The sequence below is a fragment of the Rhodococcus sp. TAF43 genome, assembly GCF_052113525.1.
In the GTDB taxonomy this organism is placed as follows: Bacteria; Actinomycetota; Actinomycetes; order Mycobacteriales; family Mycobacteriaceae; genus Prescottella.
Genome location: NZ_JBFRDL010000008.1, coordinates 61,043 through 76,402 on the forward strand (window position 1 = coordinate 61,043; position 15,360 = coordinate 76,402).

Annotated in this window: 15 protein-coding genes; 10 read left to right on the forward strand and 5 right to left on the reverse strand. The window is 65.7% G+C overall.

Annotation, left to right across the window (positions count from 1 at the left end; genetic code table 11):
- Window positions 1-124: 124 nt before the first annotated feature.
- A complete protein-coding gene (locus AB4Z09_RS08070) occupies window positions 125-1,543 on the reverse strand; it encodes a sensor histidine kinase (RefSeq protein WP_442239507.1) in 1,419 nt (472 codons plus the stop codon).
- On the reverse strand, window positions 1,540-2,226 hold the full coding sequence (locus tag AB4Z09_RS08075) for a response regulator transcription factor (protein WP_181818928.1): 687 nt from the start codon (window positions 2,224-2,226) through the stop codon (window positions 1,540-1,542). The genes AB4Z09_RS08070 and AB4Z09_RS08075 overlap by 4 nt, the downstream gene beginning before the upstream one ends.
- Window positions 2,227-2,337: 111 nt before the next feature.
- Between AB4Z09_RS08075 and AB4Z09_RS08080 the strand changes: the two genes are divergently transcribed.
- Entirely contained in the window at window positions 2,338-3,225 is an 888-nt protein-coding gene (locus AB4Z09_RS08080; RefSeq protein WP_114723970.1) for a D-alanyl-D-alanine carboxypeptidase family protein, read from the forward strand.
- A gap of 7 nt (window positions 3,226-3,232) precedes the next feature.
- On the opposite strand, the gene AB4Z09_RS08085 is transcribed toward AB4Z09_RS08080, so the two are convergent.
- Window positions 3,233-3,856, reverse strand: a complete 624-nt coding sequence (locus tag AB4Z09_RS08085) for a malonic semialdehyde reductase (RefSeq protein ID WP_442239508.1) — start codon at window positions 3,854-3,856, stop codon at window positions 3,233-3,235.
- Window positions 3,857-3,933: 77 nt separating this feature from the next.
- Between AB4Z09_RS08085 and AB4Z09_RS08090 the strand changes: the two genes are divergently transcribed.
- Window positions 3,934-4,263, forward strand: coding sequence for a winged helix-turn-helix transcriptional regulator (locus tag AB4Z09_RS08090; RefSeq protein WP_429517151.1), 330 nt, complete (start codon window positions 3,934-3,936; stop codon window positions 4,261-4,263).
- A gap of 25 nt (window positions 4,264-4,288) precedes the next feature.
- Here AB4Z09_RS08090 and AB4Z09_RS08095 read toward each other — a convergent pair whose 3' ends face one another.
- Both AB4Z09_RS08095 and AB4Z09_RS08100 read right to left on the reverse strand, forming a co-directional pair.
- Window positions 4,289-4,891, reverse strand: coding sequence for a hypothetical protein (locus AB4Z09_RS08095; protein ID WP_174913855.1), 603 nt, complete (start codon window positions 4,889-4,891; stop codon window positions 4,289-4,291).
- Window positions 4,892-5,140: 249 nt separating this feature from the next.
- On the reverse strand, window positions 5,141-6,799 hold the full coding sequence (locus AB4Z09_RS08100; protein ID WP_442239509.1) for a sigma-54-dependent Fis family transcriptional regulator: 1,659 nt from the start codon (window positions 6,797-6,799) through the stop codon (window positions 5,141-5,143).
- A 317-nt stretch (window positions 6,800-7,116) separates the two neighbouring features.
- Here AB4Z09_RS08100 and AB4Z09_RS08105 point away from each other — a divergent pair, with 317 nt between their 5' ends.
- The 8 genes from AB4Z09_RS08105 (at window position 7,117) to AB4Z09_RS08140 (ending at window position 15,302) form a co-directional block, all read left to right on the forward strand.
- Window positions 7,117-8,748, forward strand: a complete 1,632-nt coding sequence (locus AB4Z09_RS08105) for a methane monooxygenase (protein WP_174913849.1) — start codon at window positions 7,117-7,119, stop codon at window positions 8,746-8,748.
- Between the two features lie 80 nt (window positions 8,749-8,828).
- Window positions 8,829-9,866: a 2Fe-2S iron-sulfur cluster-binding protein gene (locus AB4Z09_RS08110; RefSeq protein ID WP_429517146.1), complete on the forward strand. Its 1,038-nt coding sequence runs from the start codon at window positions 8,829-8,831 to the stop codon at window positions 9,864-9,866.
- 52 nt (window positions 9,867-9,918) lie between these two features.
- Complete coding sequence (locus tag AB4Z09_RS08115) at window positions 9,919-11,025, forward strand: aromatic/alkene monooxygenase hydroxylase subunit beta (RefSeq protein ID WP_442239510.1); 1,107 nt, start codon at window positions 9,919-9,921, stop codon at window positions 11,023-11,025.
- Window positions 11,022-11,366, forward strand: a complete 345-nt coding sequence (gene mimD, locus AB4Z09_RS08120; protein ID WP_442239511.1) for a propane 2-monooxygenase effector subunit MimD — start codon at window positions 11,022-11,024, stop codon at window positions 11,364-11,366. Before AB4Z09_RS08115 ends, mimD begins: the two co-directional genes overlap by 4 nt.
- A 37-nt stretch (window positions 11,367-11,403) precedes the next feature.
- A complete protein-coding gene (locus AB4Z09_RS08125; RefSeq protein WP_442239512.1) occupies window positions 11,404-12,450 on the forward strand; it encodes a zinc-binding dehydrogenase in 1,047 nt (348 codons plus the stop codon).
- 40 nt (window positions 12,451-12,490) lie between these two features.
- Window positions 12,491-13,537, forward strand: a complete 1,047-nt coding sequence (locus AB4Z09_RS08130) for an amidohydrolase family protein (RefSeq protein ID WP_174913834.1) — start codon at window positions 12,491-12,493, stop codon at window positions 13,535-13,537.
- Complete coding sequence (locus AB4Z09_RS08135; protein ID WP_174913831.1) at window positions 13,534-14,280, forward strand: iron-sulfur cluster assembly protein; 747 nt, start codon at window positions 13,534-13,536, stop codon at window positions 14,278-14,280. Before AB4Z09_RS08130 ends, AB4Z09_RS08135 begins: the two co-directional genes overlap by 4 nt.
- Window positions 14,277-15,302 carry an NAD(P)-dependent alcohol dehydrogenase gene (locus AB4Z09_RS08140; protein WP_174913828.1) on the forward strand — a complete coding sequence of 342 codons (1,026 nt, stop codon included), beginning with the start codon at window positions 14,277-14,279 and terminating at the stop codon, window positions 15,300-15,302. The genes AB4Z09_RS08135 and AB4Z09_RS08140 overlap by 4 nt, the downstream gene beginning before the upstream one ends.
- Window positions 15,303-15,360 lie beyond the last annotated feature (58 nt).

Below are 15,360 nucleotides of genomic sequence, written 5' to 3' on the forward strand. Positions count from 1 at the left end.
TGGCCGGGGCCATGTCGTGATCTCGAACCGCACCGGTCGGTGCTGCACGTTCCAGTAGATGCCCCGACCTCGAGCGACCCCTGAGGTGAGGATGTGAGTCTCCTGTGTGGGCGGGGTGTGCCGCTCACGTCTCGTTCGCGTGACCGGGAAGCCGGGGCAGTCGGGGCAGCCTGACGGTGAAGGTGTTGCCACCGGAACCCGATGTGACGGTGATGGTTCCGCCGTGCAGGGTGACGTTCTCCTCGACCAGGGCCAGCCCGATGCCGCTGCCCTCGGTGTCGCCACGGGACGCGTCGGCCTTGTAGAAGCGCTCGAACAACCGTCGGCGCTGGTCGTCCGGGATGGGCGGGCCGTGATCGGTGACGGAGAGGACGGCCGTCTCGTCGTCCCCGGTCACGGTCATCACGACCGGTGGTCGTCCGTGGGCGAGCGCATTCGCCACGAGGTTCCCGATCACGATGTCCAGCCGCCGCCTGTCCACGGTGCACCGGACGGGGGTGCCGTCGATCAGCCGCACCCGGTCCTCGAATCCGCGGGTGCCGAGCGATTCCCGGGTCAGTTCCGTCAGATCGTGGACGTGCAGGTCCAGGTCGGCGCGGCCGGTGTCGAAGCGCGAGATCTCGATGACGTCCTCGGTGAGTCGTGAGAGTCGTTCCGTGCCGCGGCTCACGATTCGGGCCGCCCGCGCGGTGTCGGGCTCCATCGACGCCGCGTCGTCCTCGAGGATCTCGGTGACCGCGACGAGCGCGGCGAGTGGCGTGCGGAGTTCGTGGAACACGTCGGCGACGAAGCGTCGCGCGTCGGCCTCCTTGGCCGCGAGGTCGGCGACGGTGCGATCGAGTTCTGCCGCAGTCCGGTTGAACGTCGAAACCAGCTCGGCCAGTTCGTGTCCGGCCGCGGCGGTCAGCTCGCGGCGGGGTGTGCCCGGGACGAGTGATGCGGCCGCCGCGTTGAGTTGGCGCAACGGAAGCACCAGTCTGCGTGCCATCCACAGACCGATCAGGGCGCCGAGGACCGCGACGACGGCGGCGACGGCTGCGGCCCGGCGCTCGAGGCTGTCGATCTGGGACTGGGCCTGCGCGAGGTTGTATACGGCGGTGACCAGCACCGGTTGAGTCAACTCCTCACTGTTCCAGTCGTTCCGGATCTGCCCGGCGACGTAGAAGAGTGGCACGGCGTGCCCGGACTCGCGCTGGAAGACCGGCATCGGGGACTGCTCGACGCGATTCAGCAGCGCCTGCGGCGGGTCGGGGACGTCGAACGGCCAGCTGCCGACCTGGACGTTCCCGGAGCGCGCCACGCTGCCGTCGCCGACAATGGTGAGCTCCGCCAGTTCGCGGCGGGTCGGCTCCGGTCCGATCCAGTCGGAGGCGGCGTCGATGGTGTCGGCGAACCCGTTCAGGATCTGGTCCTGGGCCGCCGAGAAGATGTTGTTGCGCGCCTGGAGGTACACCGCCGCCGAGGCCGCGACCGCGGCGACGAACGCGAGTGCCGAGAGGACCACCACAAGTTGGGCCTGCAGCCCGGGTCTGCGCCAGCTCATGCGACCGGCCCGAATCGGTAGCCGAAGCCGCGTACCGTCTGCACGTACCGCGGTGCCGACGGATCCTTCTCGAGCTTCGCGCGCAACCGCTGCACACAGGCGTCGACGAGGCGGGACCCACCCAGATGGTCGAAGCCCCACACCCTTTCGAGCAGTTGTTCCCGGGAGAACACCTGACCGGGGCGCTCCGAGAGTGCCAGCAGCAGCTGCCACTCGGTGCGGGTGAGAGCGGGCCGACGGGCACCCTCGGTGACCGTCAACGCGTCGCGGTCGATGACGAGGTCGCCGTGCACCTCGCGGGCGGATTCGGGAACCGTGGCTCCGGCCGTGCGTCGCAGTACCGCCTTGATGCGGGCGTCGAGGATCCGCGGCTGAACCGGCTTGACCACGTAGTCGTCGGCCCCGGTTTCGAGTCCCGAGACCACGTCGACGTCCTCGCCGCGGGCGGTCAGCATCACGATCGGGACGGAACTGTCGGACCGGATCCGCCGACACACCTCGAATCCGTCGACGTCCGGGAGCATGACGTCGAGCACCACGATGTCGAACGTTCCGCTCCCCAGCGCGGCGATCCCGGTCGATCCGGAGGCGGCCGGCGTCACCGTGTGCCCGTAACGACCGAGCGCGAGACCGAATGCGTCACGCAGGTTGTCGTCGTCCTCGATCAGCAGCACCGAACTCATGGACCCCATCCTCCGGGCGGGACCGGACGCCACAATGAGCGCCACACGTTGTAGCAGAACGGTGACACAACCCCGGCAGGATCCGAATACACCGCCGCGACGGTGGACGGCATGCACAACCTTCGAAGGGGGCTCGTCCTCCCGATCGCCATCGTGATCCTGCTCGTCGTCGCCGCACTCTGGTTCGTGGATCTGATGGCGGCCCCGGGATCCGGTGGCCCGGTCAGCCTGTACCGACACGGGGCGTCCACCGCGTACGTGCTCGCCGACGACGAGAACGGTCAGGTCCGGGTCGCGAATCCGAAGCAGCGCCCACAACCGACCGCGAGCACCGCGAAGATCATCACCGCGTTGACGGTGTTGGGGAAGGAACCGCTGGCGCCGGGTGAGGACGGCCCCGTCCTGACGATGACGGAGGCCGACGCCGAGCTGTACCGCAGCTACGCCGCCCGCGAGGGTTCCGTGGTGGTGGTCGGGCAGGGACAAGAGCTGACCCAACGGGAGATCCTCGAGGGCATGCTGCTGCCGTCGGCCAACAACCTGGCGGACACCCTCGCCACGTGGGCGTTCGGTTCGCTCGCCGACTACCGGACGGCGGCGACCGGTCTGGTCCGCTCACTCGGCATGACCGCCACCACGGTCGGATCCGACGCGAGCGGGTTCTCGCCTTCGACGACCAGCACCGCGCACGATCTGACGCTGCTCGCCGCGGCCGCGATGCGACACCCCGTGATCGCCGAGATCGTGGCACGGCCCGACGCGGTGATCTCCGGCGTCGGGGTCGTGCGGAACACGAACTGGCTGCTCGGCCGGCAGGGCGTGGTGGGCCTCAAGACCGGCACCACGGACGAGGCGGGTGGGGTCTTTCTCTTCGCCGCGACCGTCGGTGCGCCCGGCCGCCTCGTGGTGGGTGCGGTGCAGGGCGAGGGACGCTCGGCCGACGATGCCATCGACCGAGCGTCCACCCTGCTCACCGAGATCGCGGCGACGGGGAGCTGACGACGTCTCAGGCCCAGTGCAGGGTCTCCGCCGGGTCGAGCCGGGGGAGACGGTCGAACCACGGGTTCTCGCCGGGGTGGCCGATGTTGACGACAAGGATCGACTTCCACGGCCCGTCCGCGAAGAACTCGCCGTCGATCCCGGCGGCGTCGAAGCCGGCCATCGGCCCGGCCGCCAGGCCCAGCGCGCGGACCGCGAGGATGAAGTAGCCCGCCTGCAGTGCCGAGTTGAACGACCCGGTGCCGGAGCGCACCTCCTCGTTGGCCTCGTAGAAGTCGGCCATTTCGGGGCGGATCGGGAACACTGTCGGAATGTGCTGGTGGAAGCGGGTGTCCACCGCGAGTACGGCCACCGCGGGCGCTGCCTGCACCTTCGCCTTGTTGCCGTCGGCCATGTGCTGGGCGAGCCGCGCGCGACCCTCGTCGGTGCGGACGAAGAGCACCCGCAGCGGCTGGGTGTTGGCTGCCGTCGGCGCCCACTTCGCGAGCTCCCAGATTTCGGCGAGCTCGGCGTCGCTGACGGGGGTGGAGGCGAACGTGTTCGCGGTGCGCGCCTCGGTGAACAGCGCGGCGCGGCCGGCCTCGTCGAGGGTGYCGAGCGTGTGGGTCACGCCCTCGGCAAGTTCGGTCATGATGCTTCCTTCTTCCTTGCGACTTCTAAATTACTAGTGGCTATGTCGAAAGTAGCACTGGTTGCTAGGATCGGGGCATGGCGATCGAGGAACACGAACCGAGGGCGTGCGACGCGGCCCTCGCACGCGCCTTCGAGTTTCTCGGGAAGCGTTGGAACGGCGTCATTCTCGCGACCCTCCTGTCCGGCCCGGCCGGATTCTCCGAGTTGCGCCGCGCGGTCGCGGGCATCAGCGACTCGGTGCTCTCCGAGCGGCTCGGCGTTCTGGGCAAGGCCGGACTGGTCCAGCGGGTGGTCGACGACGGTCCGCCGATCGCTGTCAGTTACAGTCTGACGCCGTCCGGCCAGGCGCTTCTCCCGGCGCTGCGGGAGATCACGGCCTGGGCCACGGAGAACCTGCCGGCCTGATCGAGGGTCGCGCCGACGAGCCGTCCTAGGCGATGGACGCGTAGGTCAGGCCGGCGGCGAGCGCTCCGGCGAGCGCGCCGACGACGACCTGCCCGCGCGTGTGGTCTCCGAGGTGAACCCGGGACCAGCCGATCAACGGTGTGAGGACCAGCGTCAGCAGCCACCACGGCGACACGGCGAGCGCCAGAACGACTGTCACGCCTGCCGACACACCGGTGTGGACACTGACCTTCCAGTGGAAGAGGCTGGTGATCACGGCCGCGACCAGCAGCGCCACCAGGCCCGCCGACATGAACGCGATCATCTCGATCGGCGCGTGCGCCACGATCTGGACGACCAACCCGCCCAACACGACAACGAGAAGCACGACCATCAGCAGATGTCGCTCGTCGATCCGGGTGACGTGGTGATCGCCGATCCGCGCCCGCCGCATCCCGGCCAGGATGACGCCCATCGGGACGACGCCGGCGCACACCGCGACGAATGCCCCCCAGCCGGGAGCGCCCACCGCGACACCCATGATCATCGACGCCACGATGTTGACGACCCACGGCGCACCGACCTCGGTCAGCGCGCGGGCAGTCACGTCGATTGCGGTGCGGCGGTCCTGCACGCCGAGATCTGTCATTGCTCTGCGACCAGCCTTCGTTCGTTTGCACGTCCACTTCGACAGGCGCTGCCGGTAGGCGGGGCCTTCGAGCGGTGGCTGTCCGAGCGTCCCGACGCCGGCAACCCATCGCCGTCGATGGAGACCGTAGTCGTCGGAACGGGGCCATATCCAGCCGAGGTCGACCGTCGACGGTACTGACGGGATCAACGAGACAACCGGTCGGGCATCGGACCGAATACCGATCGGACTCTGTCCATCTCGCCAGAGCTACACGATCCCGAACTCGCGGATCTTGCGGTAGATCGTTGCGCGAGACATTCCCAGCGCCGCCGCTGCGGCAGTCTTGTCACCGGCGTGCAGGGCGATTGCATCGACGATCGCATCGCGCTCGAGGGCCTGCATCCTGGTCAGGTTGTGGCGGGTCGTCGCCCGGCACTCGGCGGGTAACGCCTCCGGTTCGATGACACCCGAGCGGCGGTGCCTATGGACCTCCTCGAGGACGTCGCGCAACTGAGTCACATTTCCGCGCCATGCCAGGCGCATGAGCTGGTTCAAGGCGGCGGGCGCCAGAACGAGGTCGGTGGCCCCGGCCGCGTCGAGGAGTACCCGCACGAGATCAGGGATGTCCTCGAGGTGATACCGCAAGGGCGGCACGCTGATCGACTTCGGAAACAGCCGGAGCAGAGAGGAAGTGTCGACCGCCTGCGGATGTCGGGTCAGGCTCACCCACGGATCACGGGCGAGCGGCCCTGGGGGCGCCGCCTGCAGCACGTGCGTGAGCTCGACGAGTTCGGGCTCATGCAAGACGTCGGCGTGAAGTATTGCCAGATCCGATCCGCTGTCGAACTCCGATGCTGCTCGGTCGAGTAGTTCGTTGCTGTCGAGCTCGGCGGCGTCGAGCAGCGCGAGTCTGTGCCCTGCCCAGACATTTTGGTGCACCGCCCGGATCAACGCGGCCTTCCCGACCCCCGGCTCTCCGTCGAGGACGAGCCATTCCCGCCGCTTGCATGCATCGATCACACCCTGGGCGGTGTGCCGCCACACAGCGCTGCTTCCGGCGATCGTACGCAGCGCAGGTGCACGCCCGGCGCCCAGCGGGGAACGGGTCGTGGCGGAAACCTGCGCCTTGATCCGGACGATGCCCCCGGCCAGTTTGTCGCCGGCGAAGGTCGGCTCGTAGCTCAGCCGCGCGGTGGTGCCACTCGGTAGGTCGGTGAGGGTCGAGAACGGCTTGGCCACCCCGCGTGCGTCCCGGGCGTGTTCGATGATGGCCATCTGGTCACCCGCGTCGAATTGTTGCTGTGTCAACGCATTGATCATCAGCACTTCCTCGCCGATGGCTATGACCGGTCGTCCCGAATGCTGGCATGCAGCGCGATAGTCGTTCAACACCGCCCGGTCCAGTTCGTGGGCATCCTCGAGGATGCGTTCGCTGATGCGGGCGGCGGCCAGTTTGGCGAAGGACAGCAGCAGCGAGTTCGAATGCTGTGCCCTGGTGGTCAGGTCCACGACCCCCAGGATCGCGCCGGTGATGGGATGCGTCACCGGCGCCCCGGCACAGCTGAACGAACGCAACTGCCCGCTGAAGTGTTGGCTCCCGTCGACCAGAACGGGCACCCCGACCTCCAGTGCCGTTCCTATCCCATTTGTCCCGACTTGTGTTTCCGCGTAGCGGAATCCGGGAGCGAGGTCCACTCGGTCGAGTGTCGTCAGCAATCCGCGGTCTCCGCTGCGGCGCCAGAGGACGACGCCCGTGGCATCGGTCAGGATCAGCGAGACCGGCTCGTTCTCGATCTCGGCGGCCAGGGCGGCCAGCACCGGTCGGGCGGCGCGGGTGAGAACGGTGTCGACCGGCGGTCGCTCGACGTATTCCGCGGCGGGACGGTCGACGTCACCCAGCACGACCCGTGACCGCGACCAGGACATGCGGAGCCAATGGTCGAGCCGGCGACCGGGAGAGCCGGCGGCCGCAGTCGGTAAATGAGCCTGGGGGGTATCGCCGGTAGATGTCCCATGCGGATGTGGGCTGTTCGGCGTCTGCGAACCCATCGTTGATCTCCCGTGTCGGCTGTTCGGGCGGGCCAGAGGTCATCGCGCGGGGCAAGTGTATGCAGCAGGCGCCCTAGTGAATGTGAGTTTCGTCTCACACTGAGACAGATATGCCGTGTATCACAGCGTTGAATCGGACGCACAACGTCCCCCCTAGCCGGCATCCGGCCGGCACCCCGTTCAGGAGGCGCACAGTGAGCAGGCAGAGCCTGACTAAGGCCCACGCAAAGATCACCGAGCTCTCGTGGGAGCCGACTTTCGCGACCCCGGCCACCCGGTTCGGCACCGACTACACGTTCGAGAAGGCCCCGAAGAAGGACCCTCTCAAGCAGATCATGCGGTCCTACTTCCCAATGGAGGAGGAAAAGGACAATCGGGTCTACGGCGCCATGGACGGCGCGATCCGCGGCAACATGTTCCGGCAGGTGCAGCAGCGGTGGCTGGAATGGCAGAAGTTGTTCCTGTCGATCATTCCCTTCCCGGAAATCTCGGCGGCGCGGGCCATGCCGATGGCCATCGACGCCGTGCCCAACCCGGAGATCCACAACGGACTTGCCGTTCAGATGATCGACGAGGTTCGTCACTCGACTATCCAGATGAACCTCAAGAAGCTGTATATGAACAACTACATCGACCCTGCCGGCTTCGACATGACGGAGAAGGCGTTCGCGAACAACTACGCCGGCACCATCGGCAGACAGTTCGGTGAAGGGTTCATCACCGGTGACGCGATCACCGCGGCGAACATCTACCTGACGGTGGTGGCCGAGACCGCGTTCACCAACACACTGTTCGTGGCCATGCCCGACGAGGCCGCGGCCAACGGAGACTACTTGCTGCCCACCGTCTTCCACTCGGTGCAGTCCGACGAATCGCGGCACATCTCGAACGGCTACTCGATTCTGTTGATGGCGCTCGCCGACGAACGGAACCGTCCCCTCCTCGAGCGGGACCTGCGGTACGCGTGGTGGAACAACCACTGCGTGGTCGATGCAGCGATCGGCACCTTCATCGAATACGGCACCAAGGACCGCCGCAAGGACCGCGAGAGCTATGCCGAGATGTGGCGACGGTGGATCTACGACGACTACTACCGCAGTTACCTCATCCCGCTCGAGAAGTACGGCCTGACCATCCCGCACGATCTGGTCGAAGAGGCGTGGAACCGCATCGTCGAGAAGGGCTACGTCCACGAGGTGGCCCGGTTCTTCGCCACGGGTTGGCCCGTCAACTACTGGCGGATCGACGCGATGACGGACAAGGACTTCGAGTGGTTCGAGCACAAGTACCCGGGCTGGTACTCGAAGTACGGCAAGTGGTGGGAGGAATACAACCGTCTCGCCTACCCGGGCCGGAACAAGCCGATCGCTTTCGAGGAGGTCGGGTACCAGTACCCGCACCGCTGCTGGACCTGCATGGTGCCCGCCCTCATCCGCGAGGACATGGTCGTGGAGAAGGTCGACGACCAGTGGCGGACGTATTGCTCGGAGACGTGCTACTGGACCGACGCGGTCGCGTTCCGCAGCGAGTACCAGGGCAGGCCGACCCCGAACATGGGGCGGCTCACGGGATTCCGCGAATGGGAAACCTTGCACCACGGCAAGGATCTCGCCGACATTGTGCACGACCTCGGGTACGTGCGTGACGACGGCAGGACGCTCGTCGGCCAGCCGCACCTCGACTTGGACGACCCGAAGAAGCTGTGGACTCTCGACGACGTACGCGGCAATACGTTCCAGAGCCCGAATGTGCTCTTGAACGAAATGTCCGACAGCGAACGCGATGCCCACGTCGCCGCGTACCGCGCCGGCGGAGTGCCGGCCTGACACCGGGCCCGTCGGTGGCGCCGCGTCCACGCGGCGCCACATGCGGCCTCAACCTCATTCCCGAGCCCAGGAGACCACCCGTGGCCGACACGCACCGAATCAATTTCGAGCCCGTCGACATCGAGATGGAAGTCGACGAAGAGGAGACCGTGCTCGATGCCGCGTTCCGGCAGGGTATTCACCTGATGCACGGCTGTCGCGAGGGGCGGTGCTCGGCATGCAAGTCCTACGTCCTCGACGGCGAGATCCAGATGGAGGACTACTCGACCTTCGCGTGCAACGACGCGGAGGCCGACGAGGGCTACGTACTGCTCTGCCGCTCACACGTTTTCAGCGACTGCACCATCGAGCTACTGAATTTCGACGAGGACGAACTCCTCGGCGGTATCGCCATCCAGGATGTGCGCACCCGGGTCGCCGCGATCGAATCGATGACGAAGGACATCGTCTCGCTGCGGCTCCAGGTGGTCGGGGCGTACGAGTTCAAACCGGGCCAGTATTCGGACCTGCAGATTCCAGGCACCGAGGAGCACCGGTCCTTCTCCATGGCGACGACACAATCGACGCCCGGGCAGGTCGAGTTCCTCATCAAGAAGTATCCGGGTGGAAGATTCTCCAGCCTACTCGAGGACGGGATCTCGGTGGGCGACGAGATCTCCCTCACCGGCCCCTACGGGTCGTTCACGCTCAAACAGGGGCACGTCCTCCCGGTGGTCTTCATCGGGGGCGGAGCGGGGATGGCGCCGATCCTCTCGCTGCTCCGGCACATGAGCGAAACGGGCAACACGCGGCAGGTGCACTTCTACTACGGCGCCCGCACCGCGCAGGACCTGTTCTACGTCGACGAAATCCTCGAGCTCGGGAAGGGCCTGACGGACTTCACCTTCGTCGCCTGCTTCTCGGAGTCGATGGACCCGCCGCCGTTCGGTCCGATCACCTGCGAGGAGGGCAACGTCACCGACGTCGTGAGCCGCCGCGAACCGGAGATCCGTAAGTCCGAGGTCTATCTGTGCGGACCGCCACCGATGGTGGATGCCGCGCTCGAACTGCTCGAGGCCGACAGCACGCCGAGGGATCAGGTCTTCTACGACAAGTTCACCAGCCCGGCCTTCGAGTAGCAGCCGTTGGGTATCACCTTCCTCGCTTCACCGACCAGAACTGAGAAATGAGATGACGACAACTACCGGGTCCAAGCAGCGCAGCTTTCCCAAGATCGAGTTCACCGACTCCGAGGCCGGCGCGCTCGAGTTTCCCAGCTCCAGAAGCCGCAGGTTCAGCTACTACACGCCGGCCAAGTTGCGATCGACGATGTACGAGGACGTGACCGTCGACGTGCAGCCCGACCCCGAACGTCACCTGTCGCAGGGGTGGATATACGGCTTCGGCGACGGACCCGGCGGATACCCGAAGGAGTGGACGGCTGCGAAGTCGTCGGACTGGCACGCGTTCCTCGACCCGAACGAGGAGTGGGACCAGACGATCTATCGAAACAACTCCAAAGTCGTACACCAGGTCGAGCTCTGTCTGTCCAACGCCAAACGAGCTCGTGTCTACGACGCCTGGAACACGCCGTGGCTGACGTTCATCGCCCGCAACCTGGGGGCGTGGATGCACGCCGAGAACGGTCTTGCGCTGCATGTGTTCACGTCGATCCAACGGTCGTGCCCGACCAACATGATCAACACCGCCGTCGCGGTGAACGCCGCCCACAAGATGCGATTCGCGCAGGACCTGGCGCTGTTCAACCTGGATCTGTCCGAGGCTACGGAGAACTTCGACGGCGCGGTGCACAAGGAGGTGTGGCAGTCCGCCCCCGAGTGGCAGCCCACCCGAGAGGTCGTCGAGCGACTGACCGCGGCGCCCGACTGGTGTGAACTGCTCTTCGGCTCCAACATCGTCTTCGAGCAGTTGGTGGGCTCGTTGTTCCGCAGCGAACTCGTCATGCAGATCGCCGCCGGCAACGGCGACTACATCACGCCGACCATCGTGGGCACCGGCGAACACGACTACGACCGCGATCTCACCTACACCCGTAACCTCTACCGGTTGTTGACCAGGGATCCCGAGTACGGGGAGTCGAACAAGGACCTGTTCGGCACGTGGCTGGCCACGTGGGTGCCCCGGTGTCTCGAGGCGGCCCGCGCGCTGCAGCCGATCTGGTCGCAGCCGGCCGACAAGGCGGTGACCTTTGCGTCGAGTCTCGACGCTGCCACCGTGAAATTCCGGTCTTTGCTCGAAGATCTCGGGCTCGACATCCCGAAGGAGTTGGACAAGTGAGCATGCAATTCGGATCGTCCACCGAGTTCTCCAACATGTGTGGCGTCACCCTGATGAACACCCCCATCGGTCGCGTCGTCGCGGAAGTAATGGGCGCGAAAGAGGGGGTGGAGCTGACCGAGTACCCGTCGATGATTCGCGTCGACGGCCACCGTCTTCTCGATTTCGACTACGCCGAACTCACCGAGGCGTTGGGCGAAGAATTCGACGGCTCCGTCTTCGAGGAGATCAGCTCCACCCACTACGGGCGCATGGTCCACCTCGATGACAAGACATTGCTGTTCGCCAGCCCCGAGGATGCCGCCGAGCACATCGGCTTCGATCTCGCGGAACGTCAGTGACATTGCTCGGTCATCTCTCCCACCGAAGGAGGTCGTCGTGAAAGCGCTTGTATTCCAAGGCCCGCAATCGAAGTCGTGGACCGACGTTCCCGATGCGCAGTTGATCGAACCCACCGATGTGGTGGTCCGCGTGGATACGACCACGATCTGTGGAACAGACCTGCACATCCTGGAGGGTGACGTCCCGGCCGTCACACCCGGTCGGGTCCTCGGCCACGAGGCGGTCGGCACGATCACCGAGGTCGGATCGGCAGTCACCTCGCTCGCGGTCGGCGACCGAGTGCTCGTGCCGGCCATCACCTCGTGCGGCAAGTGCGCACCCTGCAAGGCCGCGATGCCCTCGCACTGCGCGTCGGTCGGCGGGATCGGCTGGATCTTCGGGCATCTGATCGATGGAACGCAGGCCGAGTACGTCCGCGTGCCCTACGCCGAGACCAGCGTGCACGTGCTGCCCGACGCCGTGAGCAATGAGCAGGCGATCTTCCTGGCCGACATTCTCCCCACAGGATTCGAGATCGGAGTGCAGAACGCTCACGTCCGGCCCGGCGACACCGTCGTCGTGGTCGGCGCCGGACCCGTCGGATTGTCCGCGGTCTGCACCGCCGAACTGTACGGCGCCGCGACGGTGGTTGCCGTGGACCTCTCCGACGCGAGACTCAAACGCTCGCTCGACTTCGGTGCAGACGAGACGCTCAACAGCGGCCGAGATGATGTGCGCGAACGCATCCTGGAACTCACCGGTGGTCAAGGCGCACACGTAGCGATCGAGGCGGTCGGCATCCCGGAGACCTTCGAGCTGTGCACCACGCTGGTCCGACCCGGGGGGCACATCGCCAACGTGGGTGTGCACGGAAAGCCCGTGAGCCTGCGACTCGAGGAACTCTGGATCAACAACATCACGATCACCACCGGCTTGGTCAACGGCACGACAATCGCGACTCTCCTGGACCTGGTGGAGCACGGCCGGATCGACGCCGGCGCGTTCGGTACCCACTCGTTCGGCCTCGACCAGATGGTCGAAGCATACGAAGTCTTCGCTCATGCGGATGCCCACGACGCTTTGAAGGTCACTATCTCTCGATGATCGCGTCCATCAACAGATTCCAGCGATTGGAGCTTGCAGAATGTATGAGAAGAATGGTGAAAAGTATTTCATCGTCGACGGTCACGTACACCTCTGGGACGCGCGCCAGTCGAACCAGAAGAACGTGCATGGCAAGCAGTTCATCGACTGCTTCTACGACTACCACAAGAACCTCAGCCCCGAAGAAGTCCTGTGGGACTACGACACCTACACCTACTACGGTGCCGACAGGTTCGAGCGCGACATCTTCGTGGACGGATACGTCGACCATGCGATCTTCCAGGCAACCCTGCTGAACGACTTCTACCACAACGGGTTCGGACAGACCGAAGAGGCGCTCGCGCTGGTGCGCAAGAACCCGGGGAAGCTCACCTACAACCATGCGTACGACCCCCGACACGAGGAGGCCGGCCTCGAGCAACTGCGCAGGGACGCGGCCCGGATGAACCTGCAGGGCGTCAAGCTCTACACCGCGGAGTGGCATGGTGACTCCCGCGGATACAAGCTCGACGATCCGTGGTCGAGGCGGTACCTGGAGGAATGTATCGAGCTGGGTATCAGGAACATTCACGTCCACAAGGGGCCGACGATCCGTCCGCTCGATCGCGACGCCTTCGATGTGTCCGACATCGACAAGGTCGCCACCGACTACCTGGATCTGCGGTTCGTCGTGGAGCACGTCGGTCTGCCGCGGCTCGAGGACTTCTGCTGGATCGCCACTCAGGAATCGAATGTCTACGGCGGGCTCGCGGTCGCCTTGCCGTTCATCCACAGCAGGCCCCGGTACTTCGCCCAGATCATCGGTGAACTCCTCTACTGGATCGGCGAGGACAAGATCCTCTTCGGAAGCGACTACGCGATCTGGACCCCCAAGTGGCTGATCGAGAAGTTCGTCGACTTCCAGATTCCCGAGGACATGCTCGGTGAGTACGCCCCGATCACCGTCGACCAGAAGAGGAAGATCCTCGGACTCAACGCGGCAGCCCTCTACGATCTGGACGTTCCCGCGCACCTGCGACTGGACGAGCCTGCCGGACAGGAAGGTGTCGAGGTCGCTGCCGGTGCCCGAGAGGCCGTGTCGTCATGACGGCCGCCGTTGCCTGCGCGGAGACCGACGTTGTCGAGGCCCTCGCTACGGTCGTCGACCCGGAGCTGGACGAACCCATCACCGAACTGGGCTTCGTCCGTTCGATCACGCTCGACGACGACGGGGTCACCGTCCATCTGAGGCTCCCCACCGCCTTCTGCTCACCGAACTTCGCCTACCTGATGGCGTCGGACGCGCTCGACGCCCTGCGGCTCGTCGAGGACATCGGTGAGGTTCGAGTTCTGCTGGACGACCACCACGACAGCGGCAAGATCAACGCCGGCCTGGCCGCCGACGCGGGATACATCGGAACGTTCGGTTCCGAGGCGGAGGAGAGTCTGCACGAATTGCGCAGAACCTTTCTGTCCAAGGCTCATTCGGCCGCAATGGAACGGTGCGTCGAAGCCCACCTGAAGCGGACGACCCTGGGCGTGAACGAGATCCACAAGCTCACCCTCGGTGACCTTGCAGCAGGAAGGGCCAAGACCGCACTGCTGCGCCGCCGCGTCCGTCTCGGGTTGAGTGTGTGCCCTGCCAGTCGGGTGTTCGTCGACGACAACGGGCAGCGCATCGCTCCCGATTCGGTACCTCTGCGCCTGAGGTTCGCGAAATCCGTTCGCATCTCGATGGAAGGCAATGCGCACTTCTGTCGCGGTCTGCTCGCCACCCGTTACGCCGACGGCGACTCCGTCGGCACCACACCCCGGATCACCGATCTCAGAACCACCAGGAGCCTGCGATGAAGGCCGTACAGGTCGTCGGATACCACACCAAGCTGCAGCTCACCGACATCCCGGAACCTGTGGTCGAGGGCCCGCTCGACGTCATCGTGCGAATCGGTGGTGCAGGCGTGTGCCGGACCGATCTGCACATTCTCGAGGGGCAGTGGGAGAAGAAGAGCGGCGTCGAACTGCCGTACACGATCGGCCACGAGAACGCGGGCTGGGTACACGCCGTGGGCGACGCCGTCACCAACGTCGCCGTCGGCGACAAGGTGATCCTGCACCCGCTCATCACGTGTGGACTGTGCCGTGCCTGCCGGTCCGGTGACGACGTCCACTGCGAGAACAGCAAGTTTCCCGGGATCGACTTCAACGGCGGCTATGCCGAATACCTGCGGACCACGGCGCGCAGCGTCGTACGGATCGACGACTCGCTCGAGCCGGCCGATGTCGCCGCTCTCGCCGACGCCGGCCTGACGGCGTACCACGCCGTAGCGAAGGTCGCGACGGCGACCAGACCCGGAGATGTGTGCGTGGTGATCGGGGCGGGAGGGCTCGGCCACATCGGCATCCAAGTCCTCAAGGCGATCTCCGGAGTGACCGTGGTCGTCCTCGATCGCAATCCCGCCGCCGTCGACCTCGCGGTGGAGATCGGTGCGGATCACGGCATCGTCGCCGACGGTACCCACGTCCAGCAGGTCCTGGAGCTGACCGGCGGGCAGGGCGCCGAAGCCGTCGTCGACTTCGTCGGAGAGGGTGGCGCCACTCGCGAAGGGATCTCGGTGTTGCGTCGCGCCGGCAACTACTACGTCGTCGGTTACGGCGAGAACATCGACGTCCCGACGATCGACGTGATCTCCGCGGAGATCAACTTCATCGGGAATCTCGTCGGCACCTACAACGACCTGCAGGAGCTCATGACCCTGGCGGCCCAGGGCAAGGTCACCTTGCACACCACCGAGTACCCCCTCGAGGACTTTCAGCAAGCACTCGACGATCTCGACGCCGGGAGAGTGCGAGGCCGGGCGATTCTCGTCCCCTGACAGCCGCGTTCTCCCGCAGATGCACTTCTCCCGCAACAGAAATCCACGAAAGGAATGC

What these genes read in the sequence shown, in the direction of transcription:
- AB4Z09_RS08115 (WP_442239510.1), top strand. Translation starts at nt 9,919, where the DNA reads ATGACGACAACTACCGGGTCCAAGCAGCGCAGCTTTCCCAAGATCGAG.
- AB4Z09_RS08140 (WP_174913828.1), top strand. Translation starts at nt 14,277, where the DNA reads ATGAAGGCCGTACAGGTCGTCGGATACCACACCAAGCTGCAGCTCACC.
- AB4Z09_RS08090 (WP_429517151.1), top strand. Translation starts at nt 3,934, where the DNA reads ATGGCGATCGAGGAACACGAACCGAGGGCGTGCGACGCGGCCCTCGCA.
- AB4Z09_RS08130 (WP_174913834.1), top strand. Translation starts at nt 12,491, where the DNA reads ATGTATGAGAAGAATGGTGAAAAGTATTTCATCGTCGACGGTCACGTA.
- AB4Z09_RS08080 (WP_114723970.1), top strand. Translation starts at nt 2,338, where the DNA reads ATGCACAACCTTCGAAGGGGGCTCGTCCTCCCGATCGCCATCGTGATC.
- AB4Z09_RS08100 (WP_442239509.1), bottom strand. Translation starts at nt 6,799, where the DNA reads ATGTCCTGGTCGCGGTCACGGGTCGTGCTGGGTGACGTCGACCGTCCC.
- AB4Z09_RS08070 (WP_442239507.1), bottom strand. Translation starts at nt 1,543, where the DNA reads ATGAGCTGGCGCAGACCCGGGCTGCAGGCCCAACTTGTGGTGGTCCTC.
- AB4Z09_RS08075 (WP_181818928.1), bottom strand. Translation starts at nt 2,226, where the DNA reads ATGAGTTCGGTGCTGCTGATCGAGGACGACGACAACCTGCGTGACGCA.
- AB4Z09_RS08135 (WP_174913831.1), top strand. Translation starts at nt 13,534, where the DNA reads ATGACGGCCGCCGTTGCCTGCGCGGAGACCGACGTTGTCGAGGCCCTC.
- AB4Z09_RS08095 (WP_174913855.1), bottom strand. Translation starts at nt 4,891, where the DNA reads ATGACAGATCTCGGCGTGCAGGACCGCCGCACCGCAATCGACGTGACT.